15 protein-coding genes, 1 pseudogene and 1 other annotated feature (1 of these 17 only partly in view) are annotated in these 15,084 nt (G+C 42.5%); of the genes and pseudogenes, 14 read left to right on the forward strand and 2 right to left on the reverse strand.

Annotation, left to right across the window (positions count from 1 at the left end):
- Positions 1-14: a sequence feature (ribosomal protein L21 leader region), on the forward strand (it extends 69 nt beyond the left edge of the window).
- 13 nt (positions 15-27) lie between these two features.
- The 7 genes from rplU to pheA all read left to right on the forward strand — a co-directional run bounded on the left by rplU (position 28) and on the right by pheA (position 4,783).
- Positions 28-336, forward strand: coding sequence for a 50S ribosomal protein L21 (gene rplU / locus V7266_RS17770; RefSeq protein ID WP_098529848.1), 309 nt, complete (start codon positions 28-30; stop codon positions 334-336).
- Positions 337-351: 15 nt separating this feature from the next.
- Entirely contained in the window at positions 352-693 is a 342-nt protein-coding gene (locus V7266_RS17775) for a ribosomal-processing cysteine protease Prp (RefSeq protein ID WP_335469565.1), read from the forward strand.
- A 1-nt stretch (position 694) separates the two neighbouring features.
- Positions 695-991 (forward strand): 50S ribosomal protein L27, encoded by a 297-nt coding sequence (rpmA, locus tag V7266_RS17780; RefSeq protein ID WP_098529850.1) that lies wholly within the window; start codon positions 695-697, stop codon positions 989-991.
- 347 nt (positions 992-1,338) lie between these two features.
- The gene (locus V7266_RS17785) at positions 1,339-1,884 is read left to right on the forward strand and encodes a Spo0B C-terminal domain-containing protein (RefSeq protein WP_335469566.1); all 546 of its coding nucleotides are present in this window, start codon (positions 1,339-1,341) and stop codon (positions 1,882-1,884) included.
- Between the two features lie 41 nt (positions 1,885-1,925).
- On the forward strand, positions 1,926-3,218 hold the full coding sequence (gene obgE, locus V7266_RS17790) for a GTPase ObgE (RefSeq protein ID WP_335469567.1): 1,293 nt from the start codon (positions 1,926-1,928) through the stop codon (positions 3,216-3,218).
- A gap of 28 nt (positions 3,219-3,246) precedes the next feature.
- Positions 3,247-3,696: an ACT domain-containing protein gene (locus tag V7266_RS17795; RefSeq protein ID WP_335469568.1), complete on the forward strand. Its 450-nt coding sequence runs from the start codon at positions 3,247-3,249 to the stop codon at positions 3,694-3,696.
- A gap of 232 nt (positions 3,697-3,928) precedes the next feature.
- Positions 3,929-4,783 carry a prephenate dehydratase gene (pheA, locus tag V7266_RS17800; protein ID WP_335469569.1) on the forward strand — a complete coding sequence of 285 codons (855 nt, stop codon included), beginning with the start codon at positions 3,929-3,931 and terminating at the stop codon, positions 4,781-4,783.
- Positions 4,784-4,826: 43 nt separating this feature from the next.
- Here pheA and V7266_RS17805 read toward each other — a convergent pair whose 3' ends face one another.
- Complete coding sequence (locus V7266_RS17805; protein WP_335469571.1) at positions 4,827-5,363, reverse strand: transcription repressor NadR; 537 nt, start codon at positions 5,361-5,363, stop codon at positions 4,827-4,829.
- A gap of 59 nt (positions 5,364-5,422) precedes the next feature.
- Positions 5,423-6,565 (reverse strand): IscS subfamily cysteine desulfurase, encoded by a 1,143-nt coding sequence (locus V7266_RS17810; RefSeq protein WP_335469573.1) that lies wholly within the window; start codon positions 6,563-6,565, stop codon positions 5,423-5,425.
- A gap of 99 nt (positions 6,566-6,664) precedes the next feature.
- Here V7266_RS17810 and nadB point away from each other — a divergent pair, with 99 nt between their 5' ends.
- From nadB to V7266_RS17845, 7 genes and pseudogenes are all read left to right on the forward strand, one after another.
- Positions 6,665-8,242, forward strand: a complete 1,578-nt coding sequence (nadB, locus tag V7266_RS17815) for an L-aspartate oxidase (protein WP_335469575.1) — start codon at positions 6,665-6,667, stop codon at positions 8,240-8,242.
- A complete protein-coding gene (nadC, locus tag V7266_RS17820) occupies positions 8,211-9,059 on the forward strand; it encodes a carboxylating nicotinate-nucleotide diphosphorylase (RefSeq protein WP_335469578.1) in 849 nt (282 codons plus the stop codon). The genes nadB and nadC overlap by 32 nt, the downstream gene beginning before the upstream one ends.
- Position 9,060: 1 nt before the next feature.
- The gene (gene nadA / locus V7266_RS17825) at positions 9,061-10,158 is read left to right on the forward strand and encodes a quinolinate synthase NadA (RefSeq protein WP_335469580.1); all 1,098 of its coding nucleotides are present in this window, start codon (positions 9,061-9,063) and stop codon (positions 10,156-10,158) included.
- 308 nt (positions 10,159-10,466) lie between these two features.
- A pseudogene (gene safA / locus V7266_RS30780) lies at positions 10,467-10,613 on the forward strand (SafA/ExsA family spore coat assembly protein); the annotation flags it as partial.
- A 1,621-nt stretch (positions 10,614-12,234) separates the two neighbouring features.
- A complete protein-coding gene (locus V7266_RS17835) occupies positions 12,235-13,260 on the forward strand; it encodes an aminoglycoside phosphotransferase family protein (protein ID WP_335469582.1) in 1,026 nt (341 codons plus the stop codon).
- A gap of 87 nt (positions 13,261-13,347) precedes the next feature.
- Positions 13,348-14,034: a YhcN/YlaJ family sporulation lipoprotein gene (locus V7266_RS17840; RefSeq protein ID WP_335469583.1), complete on the forward strand. Its 687-nt coding sequence runs from the start codon at positions 13,348-13,350 to the stop codon at positions 14,032-14,034.
- A 327-nt stretch (positions 14,035-14,361) separates the two neighbouring features.
- A complete protein-coding gene (locus V7266_RS17845; RefSeq protein WP_335469585.1) occupies positions 14,362-14,910 on the forward strand; it encodes an intercompartmental signaling factor BofC in 549 nt (182 codons plus the stop codon).
- The last annotated feature ends 174 nt before the right edge of the window (positions 14,911-15,084 follow it).

Here is a 15,084-nt window from a genome sequence, read left to right on the forward strand (position 1 = left end):
GTCTGAGTTTATAAGGAGGTGCAGTTCATGTACGCAATTATCGAAACTGGCGGTAAGCAATTGAAAGTCGAAGAAGGCCAAGCTATCTACATTGAAAAATTAGATGTTGAAGCTGGTGAAACAGTTACTTTTGACAAGGTTCTTTTCGTTGGCGGTGAAACTGTGAAAGTTGGCAGCCCTGTTGTTGCTGGCGCTACAGTTACAGCTAAAGTTGAAAAGCAAGGCCGTCAAAAGAAAATCATCGTTTTCAAATACAAAGCGAAGAAAAACAACCGTAAGAAACAAGGTCATCGTCAACCTTACACTAAAGTAGTCATCGAAAAAATCAACGCATAAGGTGTTGGGAATTAGATGATTAACATTACGATTACTCGTACTGAATCCGGCACGATTCAATCGTTTGAAATAAGCGGTCATGCTTTTTTTGCCAATCGGGGACAAGACATTGTCTGTGCAGGTGCCTCTGCAGTTTCCGTTGGTGCAATTAATGCGGTGCATGCCATAACGGGTGTCACTCCAGAGATTGAACAAGGAGATGGCTTTCTCCGCTGTGTCATTTCGGAAAACCTTCCGGAAGACATCAATGAGAAAGTTCAGCTTCTTCTTGAGGGAATGGCTGTTTCATTACGAACGATAGAAGAAGAGTACGGAGAGCACATTAAAATAACCTTCAAAAAGCAGGAGGTGGAATGAAATGTTATTAAAATTAGATCTTCAGTTGTTTGCATCTAAAAAGGGAGTAGGTTCTACAAAGAACGGACGTGACTCTATCGCAAAGCGCCTTGGTGCGAAGCGTGCAGACGGTCAATTTGTAACTGGTGGTTCTATCCTTTACCGTCAACGCGGTACAAAGATTTACCCAGGTGAAAACGTTGGCCGCGGTGGTGACGATACTCTTTTTGCAAAGATCGACGGCGTTGTTAAATTCGAACGTTTAGGTCGTGACCGCAAACAAGTAAGTGTATACCCAGCAGCTGCTCAAGAAGCGTAAGAAATACATCAGAAAACTCTAACCTGATTGGTTAGAGTTTTCTTTTTGCATAAGGCTGTGTTAAACGATATGGTTGTTTATTATACTTTGTTGATTGTAGCGGAAGACGATCGACTCCTGCGGGAGTACGGGGCAGGGGAGACCCCGCAGGTTCGCTGAGCGTCTGGAGAGAAATCAACAACACAATTTAACACAGCCTTGCATAAAAGAACCTCATCCATAAATCTTCTTGAAAGCTCTTTTTTGCCTCTAAAAAAACTTTTCTTATACAAAAAAGTCTACTCATGTATGTTTTTTTGATATACTAACAGCAAACAGTGTCAACACTTAAATGTGGGAGTGTACATATGGGGAAAGAATGGGATATCGTGGAGGTGCTAAGGCACTCACGACATGATTGGTTAAATAAACTGCAATTGATAAAGGGGAACCTGGACCTTAATCGGATAGACCGGGTCAAACAAGTCATTGACGAAATCGTGATTGAAGCCCAGCATGAAACAAAATTATCAAATTTACATATGCCGTTATTTGCTGCGCTGCTCTTAAAATCGAACTGGGAAAATCCTTCCTTTAGATTAGAATATGAGGTGCTGTTTGATCACGAGGCATCAAAAATTAATGATCTGGCCATGACGAATTGGACTACTGCCTTTTTTGGAAGTTTGAACCAAGCGATTGAGCCATTTCAAGAAAATAATCTATCGATTACAATTGAACCGCAGGCAGACGGTGTTCGTTTCTTTTTTGATTTTAGCGGGATAATAAGTAATAGAGAACGAATGGAGATTTTCCTATCTGATAAATCACTTGAGTTGTCTGTCAGGGAATTTACTGATACCGAACTCTCTTTCGAGTTATTCATGCCAATGCTGAAAAATAATTCAGTGTGATAGTCATTAATTTATTTATTGTGCAAGACTGGAGGAATTAGATGTTTGTCGATCAAGTTAAGATATATGTAAAAGGCGGAGACGGCGGTAATGGAATGGTAGCCTTTCGCCGTGAGAAATATGTACCAAATGGCGGACCGGCCGGTGGTGATGGCGGTAAAGGAGCAAATGTTGTCTTTGAGGTTAATGAGGGTTTACGTACCTTAATGGATTTCCGTTATAAGCGTCATTTTAAAGCAGAGCGCGGGGAACATGGCATGTCCAAGGGAATGCACGGAAGAGGCTCTCAAGATATGATCGTCAAGGTTCCACCTGGAACGGTGGTCATCGATGCCGAAACAAAAGAGGTCATTGCTGATTTAGTGGAACATGGTCAACAAGCCATTATTGCCAAGGGCGGCCGCGGCGGACGGGGAAACACTCGGTTTGCCACCCCACAAAATCCTGCTCCGGAGATTGCTGAGAATGGCGAGCCTGGGCAAGAGCGCGATGTCATTCTTGAATTAAAACTGCTTGCTGATGTGGGGCTTGTTGGATTCCCAAGTGTAGGGAAGTCGACATTATTATCTGTCGTGTCATCGGCAAAACCAAAGATTGCTGAATATCACTTCACAACAATCGTACCTAATCTTGGGATGGTAGAAACAGAAGATGGCCGGAGCTTTGTTATGGCCGACCTTCCGGGATTAATTGAAGGGGCAAGTGAAGGGGTTGGACTTGGTCATCAGTTCCTGCGGCATATTGAACGGACTAGAGTCATTGTCCACGTCATTGACATGGCCGCAACAGAAGGCAGAGATCCATTTGAGGATTATGTAACCATCAATAAAGAATTAAAAGAATATAACCTAAGATTAACCGAGCGTCCGCAAATCATTGTAGCGAATAAGATGGATATGCCGGATGCCGAGGAAAACTTGGAAATGTTTAAAGAGCAGTTAGAAGAGGATTATCCAATTTTCCCTATTTCGGCCCTAACACGAAAAGGTCTGCGTGACCTATTATTTGCGGTTGCCGATAAGATTGAAGAAACACCTGAATTCCCACTTGAGCATGAAGAGGAAGAGGTAACTGGCGTACATCGTGTATTATATAAACATGAGGCAGATCCGGATGCCTTTACGATTACAAGAGATCCGGACGGCTCATATGTTCTCTCAGGGGAAAAGCTCGAACGATTATTTAAGATGACCGACTTTTCAAGAGAAGAATCGGTTCGCCGTTTTGCGCGTCAGCTGCGAGGCTTTGGGGTTGATGATGCCTTAAGGCAAAGAGGAGCAAAAGATGGGGATATTGTGAAGCTGTTAGAATTTGAATTTGAGTTTATTGAGTAGTTTTCCGTAAAAGAACGAGGTAGAGGAAATGGATAATTTTGATAAAAAGTATTACCTGGTCCGTGAGGATGTCTTGCCCGAAGCGATGAAGAAAACTATAGAAGTAAAAGAAATGCTTGAAAGAGGCAAAGCAGAATCGATTGCGGAAGCGGTCCATAGAGTGGATTTGAGCAGAAGTGCCTTTTATAAATATAGGGACACTGTTTTTCCTTTTTCTTCAATTCAGAAGGAGAAAATCATTACCCTCTTCTTTCATTTAGAGGACCGTTCAGGTACATTGTCTAACTTGTTAAGTGCCGTTGCCACATCAGGCTGTAATGTCCTGACCATTCACCAAACGATACCGCTTCAAGGCAGGGCCAATGTGACATTGTCATTAAATACTTCGAACATCATAACAAAGCTGGACGATTTATTGACGGAACTAAGAAAACTTGAATTTGTTGAAAAAGTGGAAGTGCTGGGAACAGGTGCGTAGTGGACAAGGTCCGCTATGGGCTGGGTCTCAGCCTTCTTTTTAAAAAGTTTTAAAGGTTGTTGATTGGAGCGGAAGGCGCGCAGACTCCTGCGGGAGTACGGGGCAGGGGAGACCCCGCAGGCGCTCAAGCGCCGAGGAGGCTCCCCGGACCGCCCGCGAACCGTTCGCGCCTGGAGCGGAGATCAACACTTAATTTAACCCAGGCAAAAAATACAGAGGAGTGGGGAAAGTCATGAAGGTTGGTTATTTGGGACCAAAGGCAACATTTACAGAATTAGCAGTCAGTAAGGTTTTTCGAGGATTTGAACTGGAACCGTATAATACAATCCCAGAAAGTATAGATGCCATCGTTGACCAAAAAGTCGATCTAGCAGTCGTCCCGGTTGAAAATGCCCTTGAAGGTTCAGTAAACATCACACTAGATTATCTGACACATGTAGTGGATATTCCGATTGTGGGGGAAATCACACTGCCAATTAAACAGCATTTAATGGTTCATCCTGATAATAAGGACGATTGGCAGTCGGTTACAAAAGTATTTAGCCATTCCCATGCCATCGCCCAGTGTCATAAGTTTTTACATACCCATTTTAAAGGTGTACCCATCGAAAGTATCTCGTCGACAGCGGCAGCTGCGAAGATGGTTATGGAACAGCCTGAGCTGAAAGCGGCTGCGATTGCGAATGAACTTGCAGCTAAAGAGTATGGACTAGCCATTGTCCAAAAAGATATTCATGATTTTCATTTTAATCATACCAGCTTTTTTGTTTTATCAGAGACTGGTTTGGCTTTTGAGGAAATTAGCGGATCATCGCACTATAAAACAACCCTAATGGTTACCCTGCCATCTGACCAAGCAGGTGCCCTCCATCAGGTATTATCAGCGTTTGCCTGGAGAAAATTGAATCTTTCCAAAATTGAATCAAGACCAATGAAAACGGGAATTGGCAATTATTTCTTTATCATTGACCTTGAAATGAAACTTGACGATGTGCTAATTCCAGGAGCGGTAGCCGAGCTTGAAGCACTTGGCTGTGGTGTTAAAGTGTTAGGAAGCTATCCATCCGTAATGGTAAATCTAGATTAATAAACGAAGAGACCCGTGCCATCTGCATCGGGTCTCTAAATTTTTATTCAATAATATATCCCTCTGCTTTGAGGGCTAGTTCCGCTTGATCTAAGATTTGATTACTTGAAGCTGAAATCGTATGAAGATGGAAGCCGCCGGTTAATTCGGATAATAAGGCTGCCTTCGAGTTTTTAATATTTTCCATAAACTGCTTCACTTCATGGCGGTTAGAAACCATAATAGATGCGGTTAAATCGCCGTAGACGGAGTGCTCAATTTTCACATCTTTTACGAGTACACCATGGTCTACAAGTAAATTTAATTCTTTCTCTGTGTTTTCCGGTGTATGCTTGCAAGCAATCGTTCTTTCAAATATCGGATTGCCCGTGCTGGACTTTAAATAAATATAGCCTTGGCTCGTGGCAATAATCGGTTCATTCTTAGCCTTAAGAAGGGTAATATCCCCCACAATTACTTGTCTGCTCACATTGGTTCTAGCCGCTAGTTCACTGCCGGTGAGCGGTTCAGGGCTGTCTTTCAGCTGCTGGAGAATGTAGGACCTTCTTTCCTCTCCCAAAATTTTCTTTTGTTCAGCCATAAAAGCTCTCCTTTAAATTTAATCTATCTCCTTATTCTAGCACAGTTCGTTTCTTTCTATCACGGAAGCCGTTTGAACGATTTCACAATGCTGACCATCGTTTCCCCAAGCTTAATGACTTCTTCCATTGTCGAGGTCGAACCTAAAGAGATCCGAATAAATTGCTTTGCCTCGTCTTTTTCTAATCCTAATGCTTCTGTAACTTTTGCAGGAGTTTGCATACCGATTTGGCAGGCACTTCCTGTTGAAATCGCAAATCCTTCTCTGTTACATTCAAGCATCATCCATTGACCTTCAATACCTGGAATCCGCAGCCCAATAATATTGGCAAGCTGGCGATCACGATCAGCTTGATAAACGTCGACCCATTCTTTTATAGGCTGCAGAGTTTCCATAAACGTCTTTCGAAGCAATTGAAATTTAGTTTGATCTTCTTCCAGTCGTCCGATTATTTTTTGGGCTGCTGCTGTCATGGCCGCGACCGCCGGAACATTGACTGTTCCAGGCCGAAAGCCGCTCTCATGTGACCCCCCTGGGAAAAAGGGCTCCCAAGTAAGACTTGGGTTCAAATAGACTCCACCGATTCCTTTTGGCCCATATATTTTGTGCCCGGAAAAAGAAAAACTGCTAACTAAAGGGGCAAGTTTTTTTACATTTATTTTTCCAAACGACTGGACAAAGTCGCTATGGAAATGAATTTTGTTTGCACTGGCTATTTTCGCTATTTCCTCGATAGGCTGAATCGTCCCGATTTCCGAGTTAACATGCTGCACTGTAATTAAAACCGTTTCTGGTCTAATCGAACTGAGAACGAGATCCATGTCAATCAACCCATTTGGTGTAAACGGAATGAGGGTGACCTCGTAGCCAGCCTTTTGGAGCCGTTTTAAAACCCCGTGAACAGACGAATGTTCTGCCATGCCAGCTAGAATATGCTTGCCTTTTTTTAGTGGGGCAGATAAAAGGGTCTCAATGGCCAAGAAATTTCCTTCTGATCCGCCGCTTGTAAAGTACAATCCCTTTTTATTGATGCCTAAAATAGCTGCCAATTCATCCCGGCAATTTTCCAGTAATTGTTGAGCTTGCCCGCCGATATCATGCAAACTTTGGGTGTTTCCGAAGTATTCAGTTGCAACTTTTACATAAACCTCAGCGGCATCCTGATCTAATGGAGTTGTCGCAGCAAAATCAAAATATCTCATCCTATTTCTCCAATAATCTATTTTTTTAGTACTTGTTTTTAGTTTAATTCTGTGTAAATATATATGTCAAGACACCTGTTAATGCCAGGAGGGTCATCCATGACAAATGATGATGTAGTAATTATTGGTAGTGGAATAGCCGCGTTACAGCTGGCTGTTCAATTAAATAATCATTTAAATGTGAGGATACTCACAAAGGGGAAATTAAGAACGGCAAACTCCTATCTTGCCCAAGGCGGCATCGCTGCCGCTATAGGAGCGAATGACCACCCATCCAAACATATCGGGGATACACTTGAGGCGGGAAGATTTCATAATAACCTTGATACTGTCCGGGAAATTATTAATGCGGCCCCATCGTTGATCCGAAATCTGTCTCTGCAGGGAGATGTATTTGATAAAGATTCGAATGATGAATTATTTTTAGGAATGGAAGGAGCCCATTGCGAAAAGCGAATTGTCCATGGCGGCGGAGATGCGACCGGTAAAAACGTGATGGAACATCTAATCAGCAGGCTCCCTAATAATGTAACCATTGAAGAAGATGTTTTTGCATACGAATTACTTTTAAACGCCGAAAAAACTCGCTGTATGGGTGTTAAAGCAAAACAAGCAGATGGTACGATTCTTAAGTTCTATGGCAGCCATATTATCATTGCTTCCGGTGGCTGTGGGCAGTTGTTCACCTATACATCCAATGCGGAAACCGTATGTGGAGATGGTATCGCGATGGCCTACTTAGCAGGTGCAGAAATTGTCGATATGGAATTTATTCAATTTCATCCGACCCTTTTGTATATCAATGGTGAAACGAAAGGATTAATCTCTGAAGCTGTTAGAGGTGATGGGGCAATCCTTGTGACCGAGGACGGCACCCCTATTATGGAAGGGATTCATCCCATGAAGGACCTTGGGCCAAGGCATGTGGTATCACAGAGAATCTATGAATTTCTAAAAAAAGGGAAACAAGTATATTTAGATATTAGCAGCATAAAAGGATTTAGCAAAAGATTCCCTACGATAACGGCTATTTGCGAAGAAAACGGAATTTGTTTAGCGGACGGGAAAATCCCGGTAGCGCCGGGCAGCCATTTTTTAATGGGGGGTATTAAAACGGACCTAATAGGCCGATCTTCCATTAATGGTCTGTATGCAATCGGAGAGGCCGCCTGTACAGGTTTACATGGTGCCAACCGCTTGGCTAGCAATTCTTTATTAGAGGGGCTCTACCAAGGGGACCAACTATCAAAATGGATAAATGGCACGAGAACAAAGCATTTAGAATTAGACTTTAGTGCTCCTATAGCAGCTGTCATTTCTAAAAAGGTGGATTTACCAGATATTCAGCCGATTAAAGATTCCATGATGGAACGGGTTGGGATTGTCAGGAATGAGGCCAATTTGAAAAAGCAGCAAGCATGGCTCGCTCAATTCCATGCCGAACATATTCAGTTAGATACCTGTACGAAAGAAGACTTAGCAAAGATTTTTATGGTGATCACGGCGAGTCTCATTACCAAGGCAGCCTTACAAAGGACAGAAAGCCGCGGCGGTCATTATCGAAGTGATTATCCGATAGAAGACAATCAAAATTGGTTACGCAAATCAATTACACATAAAAAGAATCGGGGATTGGAGAAAAATAATGAACTCATTAAAACTGCGCTCGCAACTTGAGGAATTTTTTATTGAAGATATTGGCGAACAAGATTTAACAACCGATTTCATTTTTTCGGATGATACCTCAGGAAAAATTGTTTTTCTGTCAAAAGACGAGGGCGTCTTTTGTGGAGAGGAAATTATTAAAACCGGATTTCATCTATTAAATCATGAACTATCTGTTGAACTGTTTGTTCACGATGGTCAAGCCATCGTGAAAGGTCAAGAGCTTGCCCGTGTTTCTGGGAAAATTGCTGATTTACTAAAAGGGGAGCGGGTGGTCCTTAATTTAGTTCAAAGGATGAGCGGCATCGCCACCTTAACGCAAAAAACGGTTCATACTCTAGATAGTGGCCATACGAAGGTGTGTGATACCCGAAAAACCACACCAGGCCTAAGAATGTTTGAAAAATATGCTGTTCGCTGCGGAGGCGGCTTTAATCATCGTTTTGGTTTATATGATGCAGTCATGATTAAGGATAACCATATCTCGTTTGCTGGCTCGATTTCAAAGGCAGTGGAAGCGGTCCGAAAAAAGGCGGGTCATATGGTAAAAGTGGAGGTTGAGGTAGAAACGGAAGAGCAAGTGCTTGAAGCAGTGAATGCTCGTGCAGATGTGATTATGTTTGATAACCGAACACCTGATGAAATAAAGGAGTTTATTAAACTGGTCCCGGCTGGAATCATTACCGAGGCTTCCGGCGGTATCCAACTAACGAACATCGCTGACTATCGTGATACGGGTGTAGATTATATTTCTCTTGGGCTTTTGACTCATTCCTATAAAGCTCTTGATATCAGTGTAAAAGTAATATGGGATAAAGGAGATGAATAGGATGAGCTTTTTAGAGACTTTACAAAAGAATGTCATGATTCCTGAAAAATACAAGCAAATGTCACGGGAAGAACTTGAAAATCGTGTAATCGAGGTAAAACAACAGCTCGGCTCACGACTATTTATTCCAGGCCATCATTATCAAAAAGACGAAGTAATCCAGTTTGCTGATGCAACCGGAGATTCTTTAAAGTTAGCGCAATTATCGGCTGAAAATAAGGAAGCAGAGTACATCGTATTTTGTGGTGTGCATTTTATGGCAGAGACAGCCGATATTTTAACAAGTGATCATCAAAAAGTATTACTTCCTGATATGCGGGCCGGCTGCTCTATGGCTGATATGGCGGATATCCAGCAAACAGAAAGAGCTTGGGAAAAGCTCCAGGAATTGTTCGGCGACACCATACTGCCGTTAACCTATATCAATTCAACCGCAGCCATTAAAGCGTTCGTTGGAGAAAATGGGGGCGCCACTGTTACCTCCTCCAATGCGGAAACCATGGTCAAATGGGCATTAGGAATCAAAGAGCGGATTTTATTTTTACCTGATCAGCATTTAGGACGGAATACGGCAGCTGATTTAGGAATTGGATTAGATGAGATGGCCATTTGGAATCCAATCTCAAACGCGCTTGAATATGAGGGAGATGTTTCAAACATAAGAGTGATTCTATGGAAAGGGCATTGCTCTGTTCATGAAAACTTTACCGTCCAAAACGTCGCCGATACACGTGTTCAATATCCTGATATGAAAATTATCGTTCATCCCGAGTGCCGCCGGGAGGTCGTGGAATTAGCTGATATGGCGGGCTCTACAAGTTATATCATTAATGCGATTGAAAAGGCAGAGCCTGGTTCAGCCTGGGCGATTGGAACCGAGATGAATCTTGTCAACCGCATTATCAATGATAATCCAGATAAACAGATAATTTCCTTAAATCCGCATATGTGTCCTTGCTTGACCATGAATCGAATTGACTTGCCGCATTTAGTTTGGAGCTTGGAGTCATTAGAAGAAACTCACAATAGCATTAAAGTGGGACCAGAAATCACTGAAAATGCAAAATTAGCCTTAGATAGGATGTTAAAAAATTCATAAACAGGGGAAAAAGATGTAATTTAACTAATTGCATCTTTTTTTTCTTATTATTAAAAGGTTAATTTCTATCCATTGATGATATATCGGCGGTTTTTTCTAATATATCGGCGGTAAGTCTCAACATATCGGCGGTTTTTTCTAACATATCGGCGATACATGAGCTTTTATCGGCGAAATGAAACTCGCCATATCTTTGGGGACTTATTCATAAATTTATAAAAGGAAGCATAAGTTTTTTTGAACAATGTTAGCACTTTGCCCATTTTCACATACACTATATGGACTTATGCCATAGGAGGGAAATCAGAGTGAAGATCCATATCGTACAGAAAGGGGATACTCTTTGGAAAATCGCCAAGAAGTACGGCGTGAATTTTGAAGAGCTGAAAAAGATGAATTCACAGCTCAGCAACCCTGATATGATTATGCCCGGTATGAAAATTAAAGTTCCAACCACAGGTGGATCCATAAAGAAAGAAGCACCGATTGGGAAGAAACCGGAAACGTCATTCAAAATAGGCGCTAAAAAGGAAATGCCGATTGCTGAGCATCCGTTTGCCAAAGAAAAGCCAGTTCCGCAGCCAATTAAGGAAGCACCAATTGTCAAAGAACAACCAATCGTAAAAGAAAAACCAATTGTGAAAGAAAAACCAATTGTGAAAGAACAACCGATTGTCAAAGAAAAACCGATTATAAAAGAACAACCGATTGTCAAAGAAAAACCGATTATAAAAGAACAGCCGATTGTCAAAGAACAACCGATTGTCAAAGAACAACCAATTGTAAAAGAACAGCCAATAATAAAAGAAGCACCGAAAGCACCATTTACTCCAAAAATGCCTCTGCAAGTCATTCCAGAAATTGATATTAACAACTATTATATGACCAACATGACAAACATGGCCGTCCAGCCACAGCTTCCTCCTAAACCTGCCAATATACTTCCTGAGGTCAAAGAAGAACCAAAGAAAGAAATACCAGTTCTGCCACCAGCACCAGTACAAGAGATGCCGATTCAGACACAGCCGCTGCAAGATTATTGTGTACCGATGACACCTGTCATGCCAGGGCCTGGCTTCTGCCCTCCATTTGGAGGGATGCCGGTGCCGCCTATTATGCCTTATCCGGCGGTCCAAGGAGCAGCGTATGGGCCATACCCTGAAATGGTTCATGGAACACCTGGATTTAATCCGGCTGTTGCTGGTACATCCGTCATGCCAGGGCAATTTTACCATGACGAGTCATCATCCTTTATGCCGCAGATGCCTGTAAACCCGGCTTATCATCCTGGAGCTGCAATGGGGCCTCAAACGCCAATGATGGATCCGGCTGCCTATGGTCAAACTCCAATAGGGTATAGTGGAGTACCGGCAGGAGGAGCCCAAATGCCAATGGGCTATGGAGGTATGCCAGCAGGAGGAGCCCAAATGCCAATGGGCTATGGAGGAGCACCTGCCGGACCATCCCAAATGCCAGGTGAATATGGGGGAATGCCGACGGGCTACGGAGAAGATCCAGCAGGATATGGTCAAATGCCAACTGGATACACTGGAACACCAGCCGGATATGGTCAAAACCCGATGGGCTACGGAGGAGTGCCTTCAGGGTACGGTCAAATGCCTTTAGGATATGGAGGTATGCCAGGGGGAAATCCTTCAGGCCCAATGACAGGGGCACAAGGGTATCCGGCTCCATACCAAGGAGGAATAACTCCAGCCGCTCCAGCCATGTATGGGAACCCTGGAATGGGAACAGTACCATACGGTTATCCAATGGGAGGACCTGGACCACAAGTAATGGGGGTACATGATTTCGAATCTTCCGATTTCCATGCACATGCTGGCCAAATGCCATATATGCCGACAGCTCCAGCACAAGGTCTGCCTGTAGGTACAGGAGCTCTAAATGACTGCGGCTGTGGTGGAGGAGGTATTCCGCCTGCTGGAATGGTTCCGCAAAGTGCACCTGCACCTGCGAGCTTTGTGCCGCCAACACCGCCTATTTACAGTGCGCCATATACAGGACCTATGAATGTTGCACACCCGCCATATATGAATCCTTACGGTGTGGGACCAGATGGAACAAATCCTTACGGTATGCCAGGTTACCGTGATGAAAGCAATTAATTCACCCGGCAGCCAAAAAGGAGACGATGATTACTTGAATCGTCTCCTCTCTTATTTTCAATCGAATTTTTATGAAAAAATCGTTCAGCTGGTTCTGGTCCGAAAATCTGTTTACTTATTAAAAACTAAAAAAAATACCTACATTATGAAAGGATATCATTCCGATAAAAAATTAAAGCTTCAAGAGGCCTTTACCGCAACATTAAGAAAAGAAGGTTTTTTGAAAACCTATATATTTTTAACCCAACCGATGAAAGAACAGCTCTGTTTTGAGGGGACCTATTTTGGCTGTATCGAATATATTCCTCCACATACAACAGCTTTTTCCTATCGAACCCAGCCTAATCGTCAAGAAGGGCTTGATTTGATAAAACAATTCCACCAGACTACCGCTTCAGTTGAAAACCGGTACAGGACTTTGCTTCCAAAAGGTCAATTAATTGATAAATGGACAGAAAGACTCCGAGTCTTTTCAGGCAATCTTCCCTACATCAAGTATTTTATAGATGATTACATGATTTCTGAACTACTATCATGGGCCAACTGGTCGCTAGAGGGGATGATAAAAAAACACCGCTTTTTTCAAAAGGAACCGGTTGTTATTCTTCATGGCGATGTCGCCCATCATAACTTTCTCCGTGATCAAAACGGCCAGTTGAATTTAATTGATTTTGACCTTATTAGTATTGGCCCGCCCTCACTTGATTATTTACAATATGCCAATCGAATTCTTCCCTTTATCGATTGGTCCTTGGGGAAACTGGGAAGTTTAAAGGAAATTGGAAAATATTTAGATGAGGAAGCCTTTTTGTATGCTTTAGCCTTCCCCGCCGATATTTTTCGAGAATGGAATCGGCTGATCCGGGAAAAAGCCTATCATGATCAGGCTAAAATCAGGCAGGTTATGGATTTAACGATAAATCAATTTCATTTAAGAAAAAAGTTTATCAGCCAATTACAGGAAAAAGTGAAATGATTTTATCAGAATGAATTACGACGGAAGATAACACCCTATAAATGAGCAGAATGCTATGCTCAGAATGTACTCTAGGGGGTTTATCGATTGAACAAAAAGCAGTGGATGATTCCTCTTTCTTTCTCCATATTATTAGGTGTAACAGGATGTACAAATGACAATAATCGTGCGGGCAGCGGCAATAATATAGCTAGACCAATCGGTTATTATTCCAATGAAAATCACGCCAATAACGATTATGAGATCTTAAGGGATAATGATGGTGCTGTAACGGAAATCATGGACCATAATTTGGGCGTGGAAGATCAGGCCGTCAATGAAAAAACAAGAAGTCAAATGCAAACTAGAGATGAAAACGGGAATCCCCAAAATCCAACGGTCCCTAGAGCTAAAACGGATCGCAACTTTTTTCAGCGTGATAACCGTTTTAGCACAAGTGATCTGAACTATCATGGTCACTTGAGTACAAAAAATGGTAACAACGGAGTGGTAACGAATCCAGAGTTCCAGGATCGTTTCACATCAAAAATTAGAGACAAAGTGGAAAATGTTGATAATGTTAGGAATGTAAGGTCTGTTGCGTATGGCAATACCGTCATTGTTTCGGTTTCACTGCATGACCATGATCGATCAGCTGAAACGAAACGGGCTATTAAAAACGCGGTTCAGCCTTACGCAAAAGGAAAAGACGTCCAGGTTATCGTGGACGAGGGAACAATGGGCCGCCAAAAGAACATTCATAATGATTTTCAACGGGAAAAGGGAGGAAATTAATACTCCCCCCAAGCAAAGAGGCAAAGCTTTCGGGCTAGCCTCTTTCTTTATTTACAGGCTTTATAAACAATATTGTTTTTTACTCTGTTGATTGGAGCGGAAGGTGCTCGACTCCTGCGGGAGTACGGGGCAGGGGAGACCCCGCAGGCGCGAATGCGCCGAGGAGGCTTCCCGGCACGCCCGCGGAAACCGAGCGCCTGGAGCGGAAATCAATAGCTAGTTAAAAGAAGAGCTAAAGCAAAATTTTTCTGCAGGATAAAAAGGCAAATTAAGGCTAAACTAGTACTGTAAAGTATGTTCAATTATTAACATTAAGAGGTGAGTAACATGAGGGTCATTTGGATGGCAACGTACCGTTACACATTAGCCGTATTTGCTGTTATTCTCTTCATGTTTATTGTTAGGGTTCCTGGGCTAATACCAACAAGCTTGGCTGCCCCACAAGATATCCAGACACCGAAAACAGAACCGCTAAACTTAACGGTAATCTTAGAAAGAGTCTATCTTGATGGGGAAGTAAGTCAGGAATTTGTGCACGAGACATGCTGGAAAATGGAGAATTTTTGGGCTAAATATGACCAATGGCAGCTTACCAATATAAACCAGTCAACCTATGTTTTTCGAAAAAAAGTGGATGATATCTCTCCATTATTAAAAGCAAATGGTTTTTTTGGCGTCACAGAGGATGGCGTTTTAACCATTTTTAATGGCCGTCCAGGACAATCACGCATTATTCAGTCATTCTTTCAAATAGATATCAAGAAACTTGAGAGTACAAAACAAGAAGAATTAATACAGGGTATCCCAATTATATCCAAAGATCATTATGTGGAAGTTTTAGAGACCTTCGAACCCTATTCATTAAAAAAAGAGTAAACATATCAAATTCAGACTGATTGAGTCAAATCAGCCTGTTTTTTTATGTATATGTATAGATCCTCCTTTAAATTTAACTCTTTAGTCATGCTGATTGGAGCGGAAGGCGCGCAGACTCGCTGCGGGAGTACGGGGCGGGGAGACCCCGCAGGAGTCTGCGCCGAGGAGGCTCCC

This window comes from Neobacillus drentensis, from assembly GCF_036965645.1.
GTDB lineage: Bacteria > Bacillota > Bacilli > Bacillales > Cytobacillaceae > Neobacillus > Neobacillus drentensis_D.

Excerpts from the sequence above, each read along its gene's own strand:
- rplU (WP_098529848.1), top strand. The coding sequence starts at position 28 with ATGTACGCAATTATCGAAACTGGCGGTAAGCAATTGAAAGTCGAAGAA.
- V7266_RS17775 (WP_335469565.1), top strand. The coding sequence starts at position 352 with ATGATTAACATTACGATTACTCGTACTGAATCCGGCACGATTCAATCG.
- rpmA (WP_098529850.1), top strand. The coding sequence starts at position 695 with ATGTTATTAAAATTAGATCTTCAGTTGTTTGCATCTAAAAAGGGAGTA.
- V7266_RS17785 (WP_335469566.1), top strand. The coding sequence starts at position 1,339 with ATGGGGAAAGAATGGGATATCGTGGAGGTGCTAAGGCACTCACGACAT.
- obgE (WP_335469567.1), top strand. The coding sequence starts at position 1,926 with ATGTTTGTCGATCAAGTTAAGATATATGTAAAAGGCGGAGACGGCGGT.
- V7266_RS17795 (WP_335469568.1), top strand. The coding sequence starts at position 3,247 with ATGGATAATTTTGATAAAAAGTATTACCTGGTCCGTGAGGATGTCTTG.
- pheA (WP_335469569.1), top strand. The coding sequence starts at position 3,929 with ATGAAGGTTGGTTATTTGGGACCAAAGGCAACATTTACAGAATTAGCA.
- V7266_RS17805 (WP_335469571.1), bottom strand. The coding sequence starts at position 5,363 with ATGGCTGAACAAAAGAAAATTTTGGGAGAGGAAAGAAGGTCCTACATT.
- V7266_RS17810 (WP_335469573.1), bottom strand. The coding sequence starts at position 6,565 with ATGAGATATTTTGATTTTGCTGCGACAACTCCATTAGATCAGGATGCC.
- nadB (WP_335469575.1), top strand. The coding sequence starts at position 6,665 with ATGACAAATGATGATGTAGTAATTATTGGTAGTGGAATAGCCGCGTTA.
- nadC (WP_335469578.1), top strand. The coding sequence starts at position 8,211 with ATGAACTCATTAAAACTGCGCTCGCAACTTGAGGAATTTTTTATTGAA.
- nadA (WP_335469580.1), top strand. The coding sequence starts at position 9,061 with ATGAGCTTTTTAGAGACTTTACAAAAGAATGTCATGATTCCTGAAAAA.
- V7266_RS17835 (WP_335469582.1), top strand. The coding sequence starts at position 12,235 with ATGGAACAAATCCTTACGGTATGCCAGGTTACCGTGATGAAAGCAATT.
- V7266_RS17845 (WP_335469585.1), top strand. The coding sequence starts at position 14,362 with ATGAGGGTCATTTGGATGGCAACGTACCGTTACACATTAGCCGTATTT.